We start from the raw sequence: 17,871 nt of genomic DNA, 5'->3' as shown, positions 1-17,871 counted from the left end.
CGGCGGGCCGGGCGGCGGGGGCGGCGTCAGAGCGGGGTTGGCGGTGCCCGGCACCGGCGGCGCAGGCGGCATCCAGGCCGGCAGCGGCGGATTGGGGTCGGCCAGGCTGGGATTCGGGTTGATCAGCGGCGGCCCGACGGCAACCAGGTTGCCGCTCGGGCCGACGACGGTGCCGGGCGGCGGCGCCAGGTCCTTGGGCGGCTGGTAGTTCTGCGGCAGCAGGGTGTCGGGCAGTTCGGGCCGGGTCGGCACCAGCGGTGCGGTGTAGCAGCTAGGTCCCTTGAGCTCGCCGTACTGCGGGCAGTCCGCGCGGCTGTAGGTGTAGCTCGGCGTGAACGACAGGTTGACCCGCATGTTGCCGGTGTCGAGGTGCGGCATCCACACCTCGTCGAAGAACTTCTTCGACAGGCCGTCGAGCTTGACGAAGGCCGGCACCCAGTGGTGTGAGGTCTGCGCCAGGTTGCCGATCACCGGGGTGAGCTCGGAGGTGATGCGCACCAGCCGGTCGCTGTGGTTGGTCAGCGCGGTGTGGGTGGTGCCCATGGTGTGGGTGCCGCCGTCGATGAGGTCGGTGAGCTGGGCCCGCTGCTCGACGAGCACCTGCATCGGGCGCACCGCCTGGTGCAGCGCGTCGAACAGGTCCGGCGCGGTCTGCTGCAGCCCCCGGGTGGCATCGATCAGCGCCGACACCGTCGAGGGGCTGTCGATGTCGGTGGTGACGATCGTGTCGAGTTCGTCGATGAGCCGGCTCAGTTGCGCGCCGCCGGCGAGGAGTTCGACGCGGCGGTTGTCGGTGGCCGCTCCGACGGCGGCCAGCAGTCCGACGGTCTTGTCCTCGCGACCCCGGCCGGTCGCGGCGAGGATGTCGCGCAGCTTGCTGATGGTGGTCTGGAAGAGCACCGTCGGCAGCTCGACGTCCTCGGGGATGCGGGCGCCTTCGCGGATCGGGGCCGCCGGCCCGCGGTCGACGAGCTGCACCGACGACACGGCGAAGACGTTGCTCGGCACCACGCGTGCGGTCACGGTCGCCGGAATGGCCTGTGCATAAGCGGCGTTCAGCGCGATCTGTACGTGATTCGGCCTGCCGTCGGCGGCGGGGACGACGCTGTCGACTGAGCCGACGAGGACACCGTGGTACTTGACGTCGGACCGCTGCGGCAGGCCGTCACCGACGTTGACGAGATCGGCGACGACGCGGACGTAGTCCTCCAGCTTGCCGGTCGACTTGATCAACAGGACACCGGTGACCAGTGCGGCGACCACCAGCACCGCGACCCCGCTGCCGAGCAGTTGGCGGTCCGACGGTCCGCGGCCGTCGAGTTCGTAGGAGTTGGCCACCTCAACCACCGAACCTGGCGCCGGAGTCGACGCTCCACAGCGCCATCGTGAGCAGCATGTTGACCATGATCACGACCGTGATGCTGGCCCGCATGCCGTGTCCCGCAGCGACTCCCACGCCTTCGGGGCCGCCGCTGGCGTAGTAGCCGTAGTAGCACTGCACCGTCGAGGCGATCCAGACGAAGATGATCGTCTTGAGCAGCGAGTAGGCGATGTCGCGGCCGGACAGCATCAGCGAGAAGTAGTGAAGGTACGAGCCGGTCGATCCGCCGCTGATCACCTCCACCACCGCCTGAGTGGTGAGGTAGCTGACCGCCAGGCACAGGACGTAGAGCGGGATGACCGCGACGACCGAGGCCAGCAGACGCGTAGTCACCAGATACGGGATCGGGCGGATGGCCAGCGAGTCGAGCGCGTCGATCTCCTCGGCGATCCGCATCGATCCCAGCTGGGCGGTGAACCGGCACCCGCCCTGCGTCGCGAAGGCCAGCGCGGCGGCGATCGGCGCGAGTTCGCGGGTGTTGACCAGCGAGGAGATGATGCCCGTCGCGGGTCCGAGGCCGAGCAGGTTGAGGAAGTTGTAGCCCTCGATGCCGACGAGCGCGCCGACGGTGATGCCGAGCACCACCGCCACGCCCGCGGTTCCGCCGCCGACGACGAGTGAGCCGTTGCCCCAAGCGATGTCGGAGAGCAGGCGGACGAACTCCTTGCGGTACAGCCGCAGTGCGTGCGGTATCGCCAGCAGTGCGCGGACAAAGAAGACCAGCATGTGCCCGAGCCGCTGGACCGGTGCACCGGCCCGTTTGGACTGTCGGATCAGCGAACCCAGGAACGGGGTGTACGTCGACGCGGTCACAGCCCGGTCCTGGGGAAGAGCATCGCGTAGAGCTGGCTGATGGCGACGTTGACGATCATCAGCACCAGGATCGATTCGACGACGGCGGCGTTCACCGAGTTCGCGACGCCCGTGGGTCCGCCCACGGTCGACAGTCCCTTCTGGCAGGACACGATCGCGACGATCGCGCCGAACAGCACCGCCTTGATGAGGGCGAGGACCATGTCGCCTGTCGTCGCGAACGACGCGAACGTGGCCACGAAGCTGCCCGGTGCGCCGTTCTGGAAGTAGACGTTGAACAAATAGCTGGCGAGGAACCCGACGAAACAGACCACCCCGGTGAGCGCGACACCGATCATGATCGCGGCCGCGAACCGCGGCGCCACCAGGCGACGAATCACCGAGACGCCCATCACCTCCATCGCGGCGGTCTCTTCGCGCATCGTGCGGGAGCCGAGGTCAGCCGTGATTGCCGAGCCGACGGCCGCGGCCATCAGCACGGCGGCCACCAGTGACGCGGCCTGCCGGATCACGGCCAGGCCGCTGGCAGCGCCCGCCAGCGAAGTGGCGCCGACCTGTCCAGCCAGCAGGGCGAATTGGATGGACAGCGTGACACCGATCGGGAGCGCGACGAGAACCGTTGGCAGCACCGCGGTTCCGGCCATGAATGCGCCCTGACGGATGAACTCCTGCCAGCGGAACCGGCCGGTCAGCACGTCGACGACGAGGCTCTGGATGGTGCGCACGCCGAGGACGAACTGCTCGCCGACCGTGTGCAGCGACGCAAGCGGGTGCCGCCTGACGTAGCCGCCGGCCCAGTCCTCGATGACGTCGAGACCGTCGGTGCGATCGCCGCGCGCCAGTGTCAACGTCCCTCCCCCGATAGGAGACCGCGGCCGGTGTGCCGGCGTTCGACCTCGCGGCGGCACCGTCGGCAACCGCCTCGCCACGCTAAGACCAGCGATCTGACCGCGTCAACCCTTTGTCGAATATTCATTCACATAATGCCACCGGTGAGGCCGCGCCGAGCCGTCGGACCCCGTCGTCTCCGCGGCGGAGTCCACCGCTTGAGCGTAAGAGGGCAAATAGCCGGGACATGGTCGCCGACCCTGTACATGCTGGATGACTGCGGTGAACTGCGCAGAAGCGGAGTATCAACAGCGTTCGGCGCGGCCGAGGCAAGGTCGGGCGGCGCGCGGCCGGTTACATGGCGCCTTCGGCACCCAGGTCGCACCCAGCTCGGTTGTCCGCCGTGGAGATCAGTATCCGCGTTAACTTCGCCGGGCGGGGTGAAATCGTGGGCTCGGATTCCACTCGCGTTCGGGCGACAGCTACGGGAAGCAGTCCTCCGGCGGCGTCGGCCAGGGGCGCAGGTAGTTCAGCGCCATCACGGTGATCTCGTCGATGAACGTGTCCCGGTCGATGGCCGGCTGGTCGAGGATGTACCGCACACATAGGTGCTCGACCATCCGCACCAACATCCACGCCGCGGTCTCGAACGTGGCGTCGGGCCGGACGACGCCCTTGTTGATCGTCAGATACGCCACGGTCAGCTCACCGATACGCTGCTCGAACGCGAGCAACTTGCTGCCCGAGCCAAGCCGCGGCGTCTGTTCCATCACCGCCCGCAGGAAGTCGGGGTGTACGTCCAGGGCGTCGAGGAGCGCGGCGATGGACTCCCGGACGTAGTGCGGCGCCGGCTGGTCCAGCCGTTCGGAGACCCTGGCGGCCACCCGGGCGGACAGCTGGTCGCTGTAGCGGTCGATGACCGCCGCGGCGATGGCGTCCTTGTTCGGAAAGTACTGGTACAGCGATCCAGGACTGATGCCGGCGGCCGCGGCGATGCGGTTGGTGGAGGCGCCGTCGTACCCGTGGGCGATCAGCATCTCCTGCCCGGCGTCGAGGATGCGGTCCACCATGGCGCGGGACCGGTCCTGCCTGGGCATGCGCCGGGGTGCGGGAGTTGACTTCTGCGCCATCAGAATGCGAATTGAATGCGAATGATCGCTCGTGTCAGCATGAAGTCATGCTCGCACACGATGTGTCCGCCGCACACCCCCGCCGGTTCATGGAGGCACCCCGGCGCAATCGCCGCCTCGGGAGACCGCTGCGGATCCTGACCAAGACGGTGCGCCCGGACCAGGAGCTGATCGACCGGATCGGGCAGCGGCTCATGCATCGCGACGAAGTCGGCGCGGAACTGGTGGCGGCGACGCACATCACGGACGCCGGCAATCCCGACCGCGTCACCATGGGACAGTTCCGCCAGGCCCTCGACCGCGGTGTGCACACCGTCGCGGACTGTCCGCGGCCGCTGCGCGACTTCTTCGCCACGGTCGAACGCGTCCCGGCCTGGGTCGACTTCGATCTCGTCAACGAGGGCGCCGCGGCGTACCGCCGGCTGGGCACCAACGCGGCGGACGTGATGCTGCAGCTGTCCCTGATCGGCGGTTACCGGTTCGGCGGTCCGACCGACCTGCTCGTCGAGACGGGCGGGTTGACCGGCCGGAAAACCGTACGCCGCCTTGCCGAGACGCAGAAGTGGGCGGTGGCGGTGTCACAGCCGGACGCGATGCGCCGGAGCGGGGAAGGCTTCAAACTGACCGTGCACGTGCGGGCGATGCACGCGCTCGTCAACCACCAGTTCGAGACGAACGGCCGCTGGGACGTCGCCCACTGGGGCCTCCCGATCAACCAGACCGATCAGGCCGCGACCCTGGGGTTGTTCAACGGGGCGTTGCTGCTGGGCGTGCGGCTGCTCGGCGTCCGGGTCAGCGGCGCCGAGTCGCGGGCCATCATGCATCTGTGGAAGTACGTGGGCTGGCTGCTCGGTGTCGACGAGGACTGGTTGTGCGACAACGAGGCCGCACAGCACCGGCTGAACTACCACATGCTCATCACCCAGTCCGGCGTGAGCGAGGCGGGCCCGCCGCTGGCCAATGCGATCGTCGACGCGCAGCGACTCCTCCACTACCCCAACCTGGCCGGGCTGCGCGGCGCCTACCACCGCGCCCGGCTGCTGAGCATGCTGAGCTACTTCCTGCGCAGCGAAGGCATGGGTGACCTCGAACTCCCCCGCGCGCTGCCGTGGGCCGTCGCACCGGTGATCGCGAAGAACGTCGTTCGCTACCAACTTCTCTCGCGCACCCGGGCTGGCCGCGACCACCTGGAGCGGTGGGGCGTCCGTAGTAGTGAAAGGCTGCTGGCCAGATACTTCGGGGAGCAGCAGCACGGTGTCGGCGAACTCGCCGCGTGACGCCGCGGCCGCCGCGCGCGAACTCGGACCCACCTCCCTGCTGTGGCGGTGGGCGGGCGACATGCGCATCGCCTTCGAGGGCGGCACCGCCGGGCTGCTGCAGACCATGCACCCCGCGATCGGGCAGGGACTGATCGACCACTCCGACTTCTTCGACGACCCCGTCGACCGGGTGTTCCGGTCGCTACCCGGGATCCTGGGCACCGTCTACGAGGGGCCGACGGCGGAGGCGACCGGTGTGCGGGTGCGCGACTTCCACCGGGACATCAAGGGCGCGATGCCCGACGGCGGCCGCTATCACGCGCTGCAGCCGGAGACCTTCTGGTGGGCACACGCGACGTTCCAGCGCATGGTCGACCGGATCGCGTCGCACTGGGACCGGCACCGGCTGACGGCCGACGAGAGCCGGCGACTTTATCTCGAGGGGTGCGAGTGGTACCGCCGCTACGGCATGGGCGGGAGCGTCGTGCCGCCTGACCGCGCGGCCTTCGAGGACGAGGTCGAGCGCTACTGCCGGGACGAGTTGCGGCCGAATCCCGCTTCGGACTACCTGATCGAGTTCATCAACCGGCGTTCGATCCCCGACATGAGCGCGTCACCCTTCTACCCCGCGCATCCGCGCCTGCGCCCACTGACCGACGTGCTGCTGCCCAGCAAGCCGGTGCGCACCGCGCTCGCGCCCCCGATGCGGCTGGTCATCTTCGGCGGCCTGCCCGCCGTGGTCCGGCAACGGTTCGGGATCCGTTGGAGCGCAATGGACGAACGCCGCTACCGCGCGGTCCGCGCTGCCGTACGCGCGGGATGGCCCTACGTACCCGCCTCCCTGCGCTGGTATCCCGCGGCCCGCAAGGGCTGGCTGCGCGAGCTCGGCCGCGTGCCGCGTGAGCCCTAGCCGGCAGCGGCCGCGAATGCCGCGAGCGCCGCGGTGACCTCCGGCGCGAAATCGATGTCCGGGTCCAGCACTGCGGCGGTGCGCAGAGTGGCGGCCAATGCGGCCGCGGCGAGTTCGACGAGCGTCTCGGCCGGCACGTCGCCGTGGTCGATCCGGTCGATCATCATCTCGTCGAGGTGGCCGACCCACCCGTGCATCGCGGTGCGCAACACCGCGGGCACCGGCTCGGCGATGCCGAGCGCGAACAGGATCCGCTGGGCGCCGGCCCATCGGAGCCGCTCCACGGCGGCCCTGTGGTCGGCGTCGGCGCCCAGCGCTCCGCGCAGCAGTGCCACGAAACTGTCGGCGTACGAGTCGATGTAGGCGATGTGGCCGCGCAGCGCGTGCCGAAGCTGCTCCGTCAGCGGCGTGCCGTCGGGCAGTGCCGCCGACTGGACGGCGGCGATCTCGACCGCGATCTCGTTCATCACCGCCATGTACAGGCCGCGCTTGTTCTCGAAGTGGTGCGCGATCAGCCCGTAGGCCACCCCGGCGGTCTTCGCGATCTCCGACGTGGTCACCTGGTCGTAGGGCCGCGTCGCGAAGAGCCGGCGCGCGGCGTCGACGATGAGCCGGCGCCGGTCGGTCAACGCCCGCTCCGGGTGTCGATGCGACGGCTGCCCACGGCGGCCACCAGACGGCCGATGGCGGGAAACTCCAGCGGCGCCAGCGCATACCGCGGGTGCACCACCCGGCTGGTGCCCCGCTCGAGCGCGCGCACCACCGCCACCGCCGTCGTCGCCGGGGAGACGGGCGACAGGAGTCGCGGGGGCGCGCCCTTCCACGGCAGCTCGTCGACGTCGCGCAGCGCGGTGTCGGTGGAGCCGGGGATCACCTCCACCACCCGAACGGCCGTTCCGGCCAGCTCGTGCCGCAGCGACCGGGTGGCCTGCGCCAGCGCCGCCTTGGACGCCGCGTAGTAACCCAGCAGCGGCAACGGCACCGACTGGATCGTCGAGGTGACGTTGACCACCACACCGCCGCCCGCGGTGTGCATCGCAGGCAGCAGCGCCGCCGTGAGCGCCAGCGGGGACCACAGGTTCACCTCGAACAGCGCCCGGGCGGACACCGAGTCGGCGATGGCCGACTCGTGCCCGATCAGGCTGGCGCCCGCGTTGTTCACCACGACGTCGACAGTGCCGCCGAAGGCGTCGAGCGCCGCGCGGCCCAGCGCTGCGGCAGCGCCGGGTTGCGCGAGGTCGGCCGGGAGGGTGTGCGGCCGCCGGCCGCCGGTCGCGTCGATCTCACCGGCCAGCTCGTCGAGCAGGTGACCCCGCCGCGCAGCGAGCGCGAGCCATGCGCCCCGGTCGGCCAGCGCGAGCGCCAATGCCCGGCCGATGCCGCTCGATGCACCGGTGATGAGTATGCGCTTGTCCCGCAGGTCCATTCGCTGCATCGGCGCTCCTTTCGCCGTCACCAGCATGCCAGTTGACTGATAATCAGTCAACTGGCGAGACGCCGCGAGGCTACGGTTGTTGCGCGGAATCTCGGCAGAAGCGCGCAACAACCGTCGCCTCGGCGGACGTCGGTCAGACGGTCGTGCGGTCGCGGCCCTCCCAGAACGGCTTCCGCAGGTCCTTCTTCATGATCTTCCCGGTCGGGTTGCGCGGCAGTTCCTCGGTGATGTCGACACTGCTCGGGCACTTGTAGCGGGCCAGCCGCTCGCGGCACCAGGCGATCAGCTCCTCCTCGGTCGCCGATCCCTCGAGTGAGACAACGGCTTTGACGGCCTCTCCCCACTTCTCGCTGGGAACGCCGATGACGGCCACCTCCACCACCGCCGGGTGCTCGGCCAGCACCCGCTCCACCTCGATGGAGTAGATGTTCTCGCCGCCGGAGATGATCATGTCCTTGAGCCGGTCCTCCACGAAGATGTAGCCGTCGGAGTCGATGCGCCCGATGTCGCCGGTCCGGAAGAAGCCGTCGGGGGTGATGGCGTCCGCGGTGGCGTCGGGGCGGTTGTGATAGCCCTTCATCAGCTGCGGTGTGCGGAACCACAGCTCACCCTGCTCGCCCTCGGGTACGTCCTCCATGGTGTCCGGGTTCACCACCCGCAGTTCGGCATTCGGGATGAGCGTGCCCGCGCTGACCAGACGCTCCGGGTGCTCGGTGTCGCGGTGCTCCTCGGGCATCAGGTGACTGATCACACCGCACACCTCGGTCAGCCCGTAGACCTGGATGAAGTCGGTTTCGGGCCAGGCCTCCAGCGCGGCCCTCAGCAGGGGCAGCGGCATCGGTGAGGCGCCGTAGCAGTACGTCTTCAGCGCGCCGAACAATTTGACGGCATCCTCGCCGGACTCGAGCACCTTGGCCAGCACGGCGGGCACCAGGAAGGTCCGGTTGGCGCCCTTGAGGATCGCGCCGGCCAGCGATGCGCCGTCCACCTCGCGGGTCATCACGCTGGGCACGCCGTCGTGGATGCCGAACTGCACGTAGGACGATCCGCCGACGTGGAAGAGCGGCATCGACACCATGTTCTTGTCGCCGTCGTCGAAACCCCAGCCGTCGTGCGCGTTCACCGTGTGCGCGACGACGTTCGCCTGCGACAGCATCACGCCCTTGGGCCTGCCGGTGGTGCCCGAGGAGTACATCACCAGGCAGACGTCGTCGGGTTCGACGGCGTCCGCGCGTCCGGTCGGGGTGGCGGCGGCCAGCAGGGCCTCGTACTCGTCGCCGTCGGCGCCGTCGGGCGTGAGCTCGACGAGGTGCTCCACCGAGAGCCGGTCGCGGATCTTCTCGATCGCCGGCCGCAGTTCGGCGCCGACGACGAGCACCTTTGCGCCGCAGTCGTTGAGGACGAAGTCCAGTTCGTCGCCGGCCAGCCGAAAGTTGATGATCGCGTTGGCGGCGCCGAGCGAGGCGGCCGCGAGCGTCAGTTCGACACCGGCCGGGTGGTTCTTGTCGAGGAACGCCACGACGTCGCCACGTCCGACGCCGAACCCGGTGAGCGCTCCGGCGAGCCGGCGGATCCGATCGTTCCACTGGGCCCAGGTCCAGGACCGATCGAGATACACGAAGGCCTCTTCGTCCGGTTTGACCTCAGCCCAGTGTGCGGGCCGGTCGTCGAGGAAGCGCGGTGGCGGCAACTCAGGCATGGGCAAAGCGTGCCATGACAACGGTCGTTGTCAATCCTCTTTGGCCGAGTCGGGCGCGGCGGTCGCCGGGTTGTGGATGCGGCGCAGGCCCTTGCGGTCGTAGAAGCGGGTGACCACGGCACCGATCAGCAGACCGATCACCAGACCGACGGTCGTCATCACCAGCGAGTGGGTGAGCCCGGCGTCCGCGCGTCCGTCCAGATAGAGCAGCGCCCGGGCGCCGAGGAACACCTGATGCATCGGCTCGAACGTCGCCAGCCAGCCGAACACCTTGGGCGCCGCCTCCAAGGGGATCGTGGCTCCGTTCGAGGGCAGGCCGAGCATCACGAAGATGAACAGGTTGACGATCAGTCCCATCGAACCCAGTACCGACACCAGCGACGTCGCGGTGATGCCGACCGCCGCGATCGTGAACACCCCGTAGAGCCACAGCGTCAGCACATTCGGGATTGGCATCCCGAGGGCCGTCGCGATGCCGATGTAGGCGGCCGAGGTGAGCACCGCGAGGATCACCATGAACGCCCACTTGAGGACCAGGGTCCGGAACCGAGAGATGTTCACCTGTTCGGCGAACCGGTACACCGGGCCGAGCTCGGCGGGGATGTAGCCCAGCATGGAGTCGACCAGCGAGCTGACGATGATGCTGCCGGTGAACCCGGCGAGCAGCAGCAGCAGCGCGTAGTAGAACGCCGACAGCCCGTTGCCGGTGCCGCTCGGCAGCGGATTGTGGTCGTTGACCTGGATGTCGATCGGGCTGGACAGCGTCAGCGCCACACCGGCGGGCAGCGCGGCGCCACCGCCGGCCTGGGTGACCTCGGCGGTGATCTTCTTGCCGATCGTGGTGTTGGCCTCCTGCACGGCCTTGCTCAGCGCGAGACCGGCGATGCTGCCCCCGAGTTCGCCTGCCCGCGGATTCGTCGACACGGTGATCACCGGCCGGACCACCTCTCCCGGCCGGGCGGCGCCCGTCGCGAGTGCCTGCAGGCCGGCCGAGAAGTCGGCGGGTATCTGCACCACCCCGTAGACCTGCGCGGAGTCCAGCTGCCGGTCGGCTTCCTCGGCGGAGAGCACCCGGACGTCGAAGTCGTGCGAGTCGAGGCCGGACACCAGCCCGTCGGTGATCTGCTTGCCGTCGGGCCCCTGGTCCTGATCGACGACGGCCACCGGGAAGTGGTGCAGGTTCGAGGTCGGATTGAGGATCCCGCCGAGATACAGGGCGGCCAACGCCGAGAAGACCACCAGCACAACAATGATCGGTTGCAGCCAGAACCTCGGTGTCCGGATGGTGGCGAGCGGATCGGGTGCGGCGTGCCGCGCGTGCTCGAGCGAGTGCATCGGGTCTCCTGTCATCGGGACGGCGGGCGGGCGCGGTCGTGTGGGCGGGGGCGCAGCAGGATGAGGGCGAGCACGATCGCGACCACCGGGACGGCGGCCATCATCAGGCTCAGGGTGTGGATGGCGTCGATCATGGCATCGGTCGCACCCACGACGACCTCCCTCGCGCGTTGCGGGTCGAGCACGTTGCCACCACCCACCGAGGACACCGACGTGCCGTGCGCGACCTGCAGTGCCTCGCGGGCTTGGGGCTCCGTGATCCCCGAACCCGCGAGCCGCTCCATGCCGTCCCGGAGGAACAGCGTGGTGCCGACGAGCGCGAACACCGCCGGCCCGAGGGAGTATCCCGCCTGTCCGACAGCGGATTTCACCGCGGACACCGAGCCGCCGAGATCGGCTGGCGCCGCCGACATCATGATCGTGGACTGCGGTGTCTGCACCACCGCACCGCCGACGGCGTTGAGCAGCACCGCGGCGAACAGCAGCCACATCGACGTCTTCTCGCCGACCGTCGTCAGCACCAACAATCCGGCGAGCAACAACAACAGGCCGGTCACCAGCACCGCGCGCTCACCGAAGCGCGTCGCGGCCCGGCCCGAACCCGTCGCGGCGATCGCCTGCATCAGGGTCGCGGGCACCAGCAGCAGACCGAGCAACGCGGGCGACTCACCGCGCACCGACACCAGGTAGTACGCGAACAGGATCGTCGAGCCACCCGTGATGAAGTTGAACGCGGCGCCTGCGGTGACCGCGGCGTTGAACCGCCCCGACCGGAAGATGCGCAGATCGAGCGCCGGATCGGGGGCGGTCCGCTCGCGCAGCAGAAAGGCCGCGCCCGCAACGACACCCACCACGATGGCGACGACGGCGTCGGTGTTCAGTCCGCGCTGCAGCCGCGAGATCCCGTAGACGAGCGCGAGCAGCGCCGCCGCGACCAGCGTCAGGCCCGGTATGTCGAGGCGACCGGGTGCGCGCGGCGTCTCGGGCACGTACCGCAGGTGGATCACCAGCGCGATGACGGCCGCGACGGGCGCGACCAGGAAGCCCGTCCGCCAGCCCAGGTGTTCGGCCAGCAGACTGCCGATCGCGGGCATCGGTGTGGTGAGCGCGAACCCGGCGCCGAGATACAGCCCGATCGCCGCGGCTCGCCGTTCCGGCGGGAACACCGCGTTGATCGTCGCCAGCGAGAGGCCCAGCAGGAAGGCGAACGCCACCCCGGAGCCCGCGCGGGCTGCCATCAGCACCGCACCGGTCGGCGCGGCCGCGGCGAGGATGCCGAAGCCGATCGCCCCGAGCAGGCCGCCGGTGAACATCCGCTTCATGCCGTAGAGATCGCCGAGCGCACCGGCGCCGAGCACCGCCGCCGCCAGCGTCAGGGTGGCCAGGCTGGCGACGAAACTCGCCGTGCTCGGCGCCATCTCCAACCCGGCCCGGACCTCGGAGATGTTGGCCGACAGAATCGTCGGATCGGCCGCGGTGATGCTGTACCCCAGCCCCATCGCGATGACGGTCATCGTTGCCGCCAGGCCGGACACCGTCACCGGCGACTCGTCGCGCTGCGCGCCGGGCGCGGGTGAGGTCATCCCGTGTGTACCGGACGGCCTGCCAGATACGTTGTCCGGACGTCGAGATCGGCGATCTCCTCCGGCGGTACCGAGCGCGGGTCGGCCGAGAGCACCACCATGTCGGCGTACTTGCCCACCTCCAGCGAGCCGATCACGTCGTCGGAGAACAACTGCCAGGCCGCGTCGATGGTCTGGGCGCGGATCGCCTGATCGACGGTCAGCCGCTCCTCCGGCCCCAGCACCCGGCCACTCGGTGCGGTGCGGGTGACCGCGACGCTGATGTTGCGCAGCGGCTCCTCCGGCGTGACGGGCGGATCGTTGTGCAGCGAGATCCGCATACCCGTCTTGACCGCGGAACCGCAAGGCATCCAGCGGTTTCCGTGTTCGGGGCCGAAGAGTCCGTCGACGATGACGTCACCCCAGTAGTGGATCTGGTCGACGAAGATGCTGCAGGTGACCCCGAGGTCGTGGGCGCGCTGCAACTGTTCGTCACGGATCGCGCCGACATGCTCGAGCCGCAGCCGGTGATCGTCGCGCGGGTGCTTGGCCAGCAGGGCCTCGTACACGTCGAGGATGGTGTCGACGCCCGCGTCGCCCTGGACGTGACACGCCATCGGCCAGCCGAGCGGGAAGTAGGCCTCGACGATCTCGGTGAGCTGCTCGCGGCTGTAGTTGGCGTGTCCGCAGGAACCCGGGACCACGCCGATCGTGCGGGTCGCATCGGTGTCGAGATAGGGGAAGGACAGATCGATGTTGCCGATCCACGGCGATCCGTCCACCCAGATCTTGATGCCCACCTGGCGGACGACGTCGTCACCGTCTCCGGGACTGACGGCGGTGCTCATCTCCGGGTTGGAGATCTCGTAGGTGCGCAACCGGACGGTCAGGTGGTCGCGCATCTGGTCCACCAGCGGCCGGAACACCGGGTCGAACGCCATCTCCGAACAGGTGGTCAGGCCGGCCTTGTTGAGCCGGGCGCATTCCGCCAGCAGCATCTGCGGGAAGTCGGCGATCGAGGTGGCTCCCGCCATCAGCGGGAACACCGCGCCGGTCTCCTCGGCGGTGCCGTCGAGCTCGCCGTTCTCGTCGCGACCGTATTTGGCGCCTTTCGGATCCGGGGTGTCGCGGTTGATGCCGGCGTTGCGACCGGCGACGGAGTTGAAGAACGCCTTGTGCCCGGAGTTGTGGATGATCACCAACGGCGTCTCCGGCGCGATGCCGTCCAACCAGGCCAGCGTGGGCTCCGGCAGGCCGGGCTGCAGCAGCGCGTCCCAACCCACCAGGTAGGCCCCCTCGTCGCCGCGCTTGTCGACCTCCGCGCGCACCATGGCGACGATCCCGTCGGCATCTGTGACGGTGACCGGCCGGATGTCGACCATCCGGTCGGACAGCACGACCGCCTCCATCAGCGGATGGCCGTGCGCCTCGACCAGGCCCGGCATCACGCAACCGGAGCCGATGTCGACGACCTCGGTGTCCGGGCCGATCCACGCGTCGATCTCGGCGCGGTCACCGACCGCGGCGATGCGGCCGCCCGATACGGCCAGCGCCTCGGCGGTGGGCTGCGCGGGATTGACGGTGAGGACATTTCCGGTGATGACGAGGTCAGCTGCAGGCACCGGGTGATGGTAGCGGCAACGCCTTGACCTGCGGTGACGTTCATGCCCAACAGTCACCAAGAATTTGCTGAAAAATTTCTCGGCGCCATGTCGATTTTCGGGGGGTGCCGCTCGACGTATGTGCGAGGGCACGATGGAGCGGGCCCCTTCCACACCGAAGAAGGAGACGAAGAAATGGCGCGTTACATGCTGATCATGCGGTCCACCCCCGAGGCCGAGGCCGCGATGGCAGAGCTGGAGATCGACTTCAACGAGATCATCGAGTCGATGGGCCGGTTCAACGAGGAGCTCGTCAAGGCCGGCGTGCTGCTGGCCGGCGAAGGGCTGACCGGACCCGAGGAAGGCTTCGTCGTCGACTACAGCTCCGACCCACCGGTGGTCACCGACGGTCCCTACACCGAGGCCAAGGAGCTGTTCAACGGCTTCTGGATCCTCGACGTGTCGTCCAAGGAGGAAGCCAAGCAGTGGGCACAGAAGGTCCCGCTGGGCAAGGGCGTGAAGGTCGAGGTGCGCCGGGTGTCGGAGACCGACGAGTTCCCGCTGGACAATCCGTGGATCCAGAAGGAGATCCAGTGGAAGGCCGACCTGGCCGAGAAGATCGCGGCGCAGGCGCGGGCCGACGCCGACAAGTTCGCGAGCCGCTGAGAAACACGGCTATCTGGCGCGGATCCTGATGGGTCCGCGCCAGTCGGCGTCCGGGTCGAGAACCTCGCCGCGCTGGGTGATCTCGACCTCGCCCTTCCGAGCCAGGTCGCGGGCCACGGCACGGGCGTCGTCCATCCGGTCACGCCAGTGTTCACCGCCGACGGCCCGCGCCGCATCCGAGGGGCAGGTGCTGCTGGACGGGCCGCGATGCACGGCGAGTGCGCGGATCGCGGACCGCAACCGCTCACGCATCGGACCGTCTGCCAGCGCCGCGCGGGCGTGATCGGCGGCCGGCGACCCGCCGTCGGCGATGCGCGAAAGCTCCGTCCGCAACGCGTCAGTCACGCCGTCCATGATCCCCGGTGGCCGGTGGCCACCGGGAACCGGACGATCAGAAGAAGGTCTGCGTGTTGGTGACGGTGCCGTTGTCGCACTTGATGGTGACGTTCCAGTTCGCGAACTTCGGGATCGCCGGGACGATGGCCAGATCGAACGTGCCGTTGGCGGGCAGCGGGAAGCTGCGCGAGTAACCGTCGGAGTCGTAGGTGCACTGCGAGGCGACGCCGCTGCGGTCGGTGATCTTGGCGGTCAGGCCGCCCACCCGCGGCGACCAGCTGACCGTCGGGCCCTGCTTGGGCGCCTCGGGCTTCGGCGCGGGCTTCTCTTCGGGCTTGGGCGCGGGCGGGGCGGCCTTGGCCACCCGGGATGCGGCGGTGGCGTTGTCGGTGGCCGCTTCGTCGCGGACCGACGGGACGACGCACACCTTGTCCCCCGGGCTGGCCTCGCGCCAGACGAAGCCCGACTTGCACGTCGGACTCCCGGGCACCGCGTTGTCTGCGGCGGCGGCGTTCTCCGCGGCGGTGCGTGACCGGACTCCCGGCGTGACGCAGACGTGGTCGCCCGCGAATGCCTCACGCCAGACGAACCCCGGGATACAGGCATCGGGTTGGGCCGCCGCCGTGGGCGCCAGTGCGATCGCCCCGCCCGCGGCGAGCAGCGCTGCGGCCAGCGGAGCGAGAGCTACGCGCTTTGCTTGAATCGTTGACATCTTGACCTCATCTCACGGGCATGACCCTCGCCAATGCCTCTACGTCGGGAATTGTGCGCCGCTGGACTGATCTTGCGGAAGCGAACAGAACGTTACGAATTTGCTCACTTGATTACGCGAGTAGTCGAGTACTCCATCCGCGGCCGCGTGGCACTCCACTGCCGGCCGACGGCAACAACCGGGATCGCCTTCTGCATTTCTGGAACACGTTCTAGTCTGAGTGCCATGACCTCGGTTGCTGATTCCTCCCGCGAACTCTCGTCGGCCGAACGGCTGCGCCATCCGATTCACTCCGGGCACCTCACGGTGGGCGCGCTCAAGCGCAATCGGGACCGCCCGGTGCTGTTCCTCGGCGACACCACGATGACCGGCGGCCAACTCGCCGAGCGCATCAGCCAGTACATCCAGGCGTTCGAGGCGCTGGGTGCGGGCACCGGGGCGGCCGTCGGGCTGCTGTCGCTGAACCGGCCCGAGGTGCTGATGATCATCGGGGCTGGGCAAACTCAGGGCTATCGCCGCACGGCACTACACCCCCTCGGGTCGCTGGAGGATCACGCCTACGTGCTGTCCGATGCCGAGGTCACCGCGCTGATCATCGACCCCAACCCGATGTTCACCGAGCGCGCGCTGGGACTGCTGGAAAAAGTGCCGACGCTCGAGAAGATCCTCACCATCGGCCCGGTCCCAGAGGCGCTGGCGGACGTCGCGGTGGACCTCAGCGCCGAGGCAGCCAAGTACGAGCCGAGGCCACTGGTCGCCGCCGACCTGCCGCCCGACCACATCGGCGGGCTCACCTACACCGGTGGCACCACCGGAAAGCCCAAGGGCGTCATGGGCACCGTGCAGTCGATCACCACGATGACGACCATCCAGCTCGCCGAGTGGGAGTGGCCGGAGCGTCCGCGCTTTCTGATGTGCACCCCGCTGTCGCACGCCGGGGCGGCCTTCTTCGTGCCCACGGTGGTCAAGGGCGGCGAACTCATCGTGCTGACGAAGTTCGACCCGGCCGAGGTGCTGCGGGTGATCGAAGAGCAGAAGATCACCGCCACCATGCTGGTCCCGTCGATGATCTATGCGCTGATGGACCACCCGGATTCGCACACCCGTGACCTGTCGTCGCTGGAGACCGTCTACTACGGCGCCTCGGCGATGAACCCGGTACGGCTCAAGGAGGCGATCCGCCGGTTCGGGCCGATCTTCGCCCAGTACTACGGCCAGTCCGAGGCACCGATGGTGATCACCTATCTCGCCAAGGGCGACCACGACGAGAAGCGGCTGACGTCCTGCGGCAGGCCGACGGTGTTCTGCCGCACGGCACTGCTCGGCGAGGACGGACAGCCGGTGCCGCAGGGCGAGGTCGGCGAGATCTGCGTGTCCGGGCCGCTGCTGTCCGGCGGGTACTGGAAACTGCCCGACGCCACCGCGGAGACGTTCCGCGACGGCTGGATGCACACCGGCGATCTCGCCCGCGAGGACGAGGACGGCTTCTGGTACATCGTCGACCGCACCAAGGACATGATCGTCACCGGCGGCTTCAACGTGTTCCCCCGCGAGGTGGAGGACGTCGTCGCCGAACACCCGTCGGTGGCCCAGGTGTGCGTGATCGGGACACCCGACGAGAAGTGGGGCGAAGCGGTGACGGCGGTGGTGGTGCTGCGGCCCGACGCCGCGACCGACGAGGACGCCGTCGCGACGATGACCGCCGAGATCCAGGCCGCCGTCAAGGAACGCAAGGGCTCGGTCCAATCGCCCAAGCAGGTCATCGTCGTCGACTCGGTGCCGGTGACCGCACTCGGCAAGCCCGACAAGAAGGCGGTGCGCGCCCAGTTCTGGGCGGGCGCCGGCCGCGCCGTCGGGTAGCAGCCGACTTTCGGCGTTTCGCCGATACCCGGGGCGGGTAAAGAGTGGCCGACACACCATCGAGACAGGACACCTACCGCGATGACCGACCCGACCACCGCCGCAGCCGCGTCCCGCACCTCCACCCCCTCCGAGGCCCTCAGCACCTGGGCACTCTTCCTCAGCATGATCGCGATCGTCGGGTTCGCGATGAGCATCGGCGCCTTCGGCCTCGACCGCATCGGCCTGTCGTTCGGCGCCGGTCTGCTCTCGCTGACCAGCTTCGTCGCCAGCATGTTCTTCTTTCATGCCGACGCCGAGGACCCCGCCGACTCCTGACGGTCCGCGCTAGCGTGGCGGAGTGC

Annotated in this window: 17 protein-coding genes; 5 read left to right on the top strand and 12 right to left on the bottom strand. The window is 69.1% G+C overall.

Annotated features, from left to right (window positions below; translation table 11 throughout):
- The 4 genes from H7I41_RS22345 to H7I41_RS22330 all read right to left on the bottom strand — a co-directional run.
- A partial coding sequence (locus H7I41_RS22345) for an MlaD family protein (RefSeq protein ID WP_264014810.1) occupies nucleotides 1-1,338 on the bottom strand: 1,338 nt, incomplete at its 3' end.
- Nucleotide 1,339: 1 nt separating this feature from the next.
- Complete coding sequence (locus H7I41_RS22340) at nucleotides 1,340-2,194, bottom strand: MlaE family ABC transporter permease (RefSeq protein WP_264014809.1); 855 nt, start codon at nucleotides 2,192-2,194, stop codon at nucleotides 1,340-1,342.
- Entirely contained in the window at nucleotides 2,191-3,042 is an 852-nt protein-coding gene (locus H7I41_RS22335; protein WP_372503785.1) for an MlaE family ABC transporter permease, read from the bottom strand. The genes H7I41_RS22340 and H7I41_RS22335 overlap by 4 nt, the downstream gene beginning before the upstream one ends.
- Before the next feature lie 462 nt (nucleotides 3,043-3,504).
- A complete protein-coding gene (locus tag H7I41_RS22330) occupies nucleotides 3,505-4,119 on the bottom strand; it encodes a TetR/AcrR family transcriptional regulator (RefSeq protein WP_264014808.1) in 615 nt (204 codons plus the stop codon).
- A gap of 80 nt (nucleotides 4,120-4,199) precedes the next feature.
- Here H7I41_RS22330 and H7I41_RS22325 point away from each other — a divergent pair, with 80 nt between their 5' ends.
- Both H7I41_RS22325 and H7I41_RS22320 read left to right on the top strand, forming a co-directional pair.
- Nucleotides 4,200-5,429: an oxygenase MpaB family protein gene (locus H7I41_RS22325; protein WP_264014807.1), complete on the top strand. Its 1,230-nt coding sequence runs from the start codon at nucleotides 4,200-4,202 to the stop codon at nucleotides 5,427-5,429.
- Between the two features lie 61 nt (nucleotides 5,430-5,490).
- Nucleotides 5,491-6,321: an oxygenase MpaB family protein gene (locus H7I41_RS22320; protein WP_372503787.1), complete on the top strand. Its 831-nt coding sequence runs from the start codon at nucleotides 5,491-5,493 to the stop codon at nucleotides 6,319-6,321.
- Here the strand turns inward: H7I41_RS22320 and H7I41_RS22315 are convergent.
- The 6 genes from H7I41_RS22315 to H7I41_RS22290 form a co-directional block, all read right to left on the bottom strand.
- Nucleotides 6,318-6,950, bottom strand: a complete 633-nt coding sequence (locus tag H7I41_RS22315) for a TetR/AcrR family transcriptional regulator (RefSeq protein WP_264014805.1) — start codon at nucleotides 6,948-6,950, stop codon at nucleotides 6,318-6,320. The two genes, H7I41_RS22320 and H7I41_RS22315, sit on opposite strands and share 4 nt — an antisense overlap.
- The gene (locus tag H7I41_RS22310; protein WP_264014804.1) at nucleotides 6,947-7,756 is read right to left on the bottom strand and encodes an SDR family NAD(P)-dependent oxidoreductase; all 810 of its coding nucleotides are present in this window, start codon (nucleotides 7,754-7,756) and stop codon (nucleotides 6,947-6,949) included. The genes H7I41_RS22315 and H7I41_RS22310 overlap by 4 nt, the downstream gene beginning before the upstream one ends.
- Nucleotides 7,757-7,889: 133 nt before the next feature.
- Complete coding sequence (locus tag H7I41_RS22305) at nucleotides 7,890-9,455, bottom strand: long-chain-fatty-acid--CoA ligase (protein ID WP_264014803.1); 1,566 nt, start codon at nucleotides 9,453-9,455, stop codon at nucleotides 7,890-7,892.
- Between the two features lie 30 nt (nucleotides 9,456-9,485).
- Entirely contained in the window at nucleotides 9,486-10,790 is a 1,305-nt protein-coding gene (locus tag H7I41_RS22300; protein WP_264014802.1) for a YhgE/Pip domain-containing protein, read from the bottom strand.
- A gap of 11 nt (nucleotides 10,791-10,801) precedes the next feature.
- Entirely contained in the window at nucleotides 10,802-12,373 is a 1,572-nt protein-coding gene (locus H7I41_RS22295; protein WP_264014801.1) for an MFS transporter, read from the bottom strand.
- Nucleotides 12,370-13,974: an amidohydrolase gene (locus tag H7I41_RS22290; protein WP_264014800.1), complete on the bottom strand. Its 1,605-nt coding sequence runs from the start codon at nucleotides 13,972-13,974 to the stop codon at nucleotides 12,370-12,372. Before H7I41_RS22290 ends, H7I41_RS22295 begins: the two co-directional genes overlap by 4 nt.
- Nucleotides 13,975-14,148: 174 nt before the next feature.
- Between H7I41_RS22290 and H7I41_RS22285 the strand changes: the two genes are divergently transcribed.
- The gene (locus tag H7I41_RS22285) at nucleotides 14,149-14,619 is read left to right on the top strand and encodes a YciI family protein (protein WP_264014799.1); all 471 of its coding nucleotides are present in this window, start codon (nucleotides 14,149-14,151) and stop codon (nucleotides 14,617-14,619) included.
- Between the two features lie 9 nt (nucleotides 14,620-14,628).
- Here the strand turns inward: H7I41_RS22285 and H7I41_RS22280 are convergent, their stop codons facing one another.
- Nucleotides 14,629-14,964, bottom strand: coding sequence for a DUF3253 domain-containing protein (locus tag H7I41_RS22280; RefSeq protein WP_264014798.1), 336 nt, complete (start codon nucleotides 14,962-14,964; stop codon nucleotides 14,629-14,631).
- Nucleotides 14,965-15,010: 46 nt separating this feature from the next.
- On the bottom strand, nucleotides 15,011-15,667 hold the full coding sequence (locus H7I41_RS22275; protein ID WP_264014797.1) for a hypothetical protein: 657 nt from the start codon (nucleotides 15,665-15,667) through the stop codon (nucleotides 15,011-15,013).
- 225 nt (nucleotides 15,668-15,892) lie between these two features.
- Between H7I41_RS22275 and fadD8 the strand changes: the two genes are divergently transcribed.
- Nucleotides 15,893-17,527: a fatty-acid--CoA ligase FadD8 gene (fadD8, locus tag H7I41_RS22270; protein WP_264014796.1), complete on the top strand. Its 1,635-nt coding sequence runs from the start codon at nucleotides 15,893-15,895 to the stop codon at nucleotides 17,525-17,527.
- 81 nt (nucleotides 17,528-17,608) lie between these two features.
- Nucleotides 17,609-17,845 (top strand): hypothetical protein, encoded by a 237-nt coding sequence (locus H7I41_RS22265; protein WP_264014795.1) that lies wholly within the window; start codon nucleotides 17,609-17,611, stop codon nucleotides 17,843-17,845.
- Nucleotides 17,846-17,871: the final 26 nt, after the last annotated feature.

This window comes from [Mycobacterium] manitobense (assembly GCF_025821665.1).
In the GTDB taxonomy this organism is placed as follows: Bacteria; Actinomycetota; Actinomycetes; order Mycobacteriales; family Mycobacteriaceae; genus Mycobacterium; species Mycobacterium arseniciresistens.
This window is presented reverse-complemented; position numbering and strand designations above follow the sequence as displayed.

Bases quoted from the DNA above. Each gene is read 5' to 3' on its own strand.
- H7I41_RS22305 (WP_264014803.1), bottom strand. From the start codon at position 9,455: ATGCCTGAGTTGCCGCCACCGCGCTTCCTCGACGACCGGCCCGCACAC.
- H7I41_RS22325 (WP_264014807.1), top strand. From the start codon at position 4,200: ATGCTCGCACACGATGTGTCCGCCGCACACCCCCGCCGGTTCATGGAG.
- H7I41_RS22275 (WP_264014797.1), bottom strand. From the start codon at position 15,667: ATGTCAACGATTCAAGCAAAGCGCGTAGCTCTCGCTCCGCTGGCCGCA.
- H7I41_RS22300 (WP_264014802.1), bottom strand. From the start codon at position 10,790: ATGCACTCGCTCGAGCACGCGCGGCACGCCGCACCCGATCCGCTCGCC.
- H7I41_RS22285 (WP_264014799.1), top strand. From the start codon at position 14,149: ATGGCGCGTTACATGCTGATCATGCGGTCCACCCCCGAGGCCGAGGCC.
- H7I41_RS22320 (WP_372503787.1), top strand. From the start codon at position 5,491: ATGCGCATCGCCTTCGAGGGCGGCACCGCCGGGCTGCTGCAGACCATG.
- fadD8 (WP_264014796.1), top strand. From the start codon at position 15,893: ATGACCTCGGTTGCTGATTCCTCCCGCGAACTCTCGTCGGCCGAACGG.
- H7I41_RS22295 (WP_264014801.1), bottom strand. From the start codon at position 12,373: ATGACCTCACCCGCGCCCGGCGCGCAGCGCGACGAGTCGCCGGTGACG.
- H7I41_RS22330 (WP_264014808.1), bottom strand. From the start codon at position 4,119: ATGCCCAGGCAGGACCGGTCCCGCGCCATGGTGGACCGCATCCTCGAC.
- H7I41_RS22265 (WP_264014795.1), top strand. From the start codon at position 17,609: ATGACCGACCCGACCACCGCCGCAGCCGCGTCCCGCACCTCCACCCCC.
- H7I41_RS22310 (WP_264014804.1), bottom strand. From the start codon at position 7,756: ATGCAGCGAATGGACCTGCGGGACAAGCGCATACTCATCACCGGTGCA.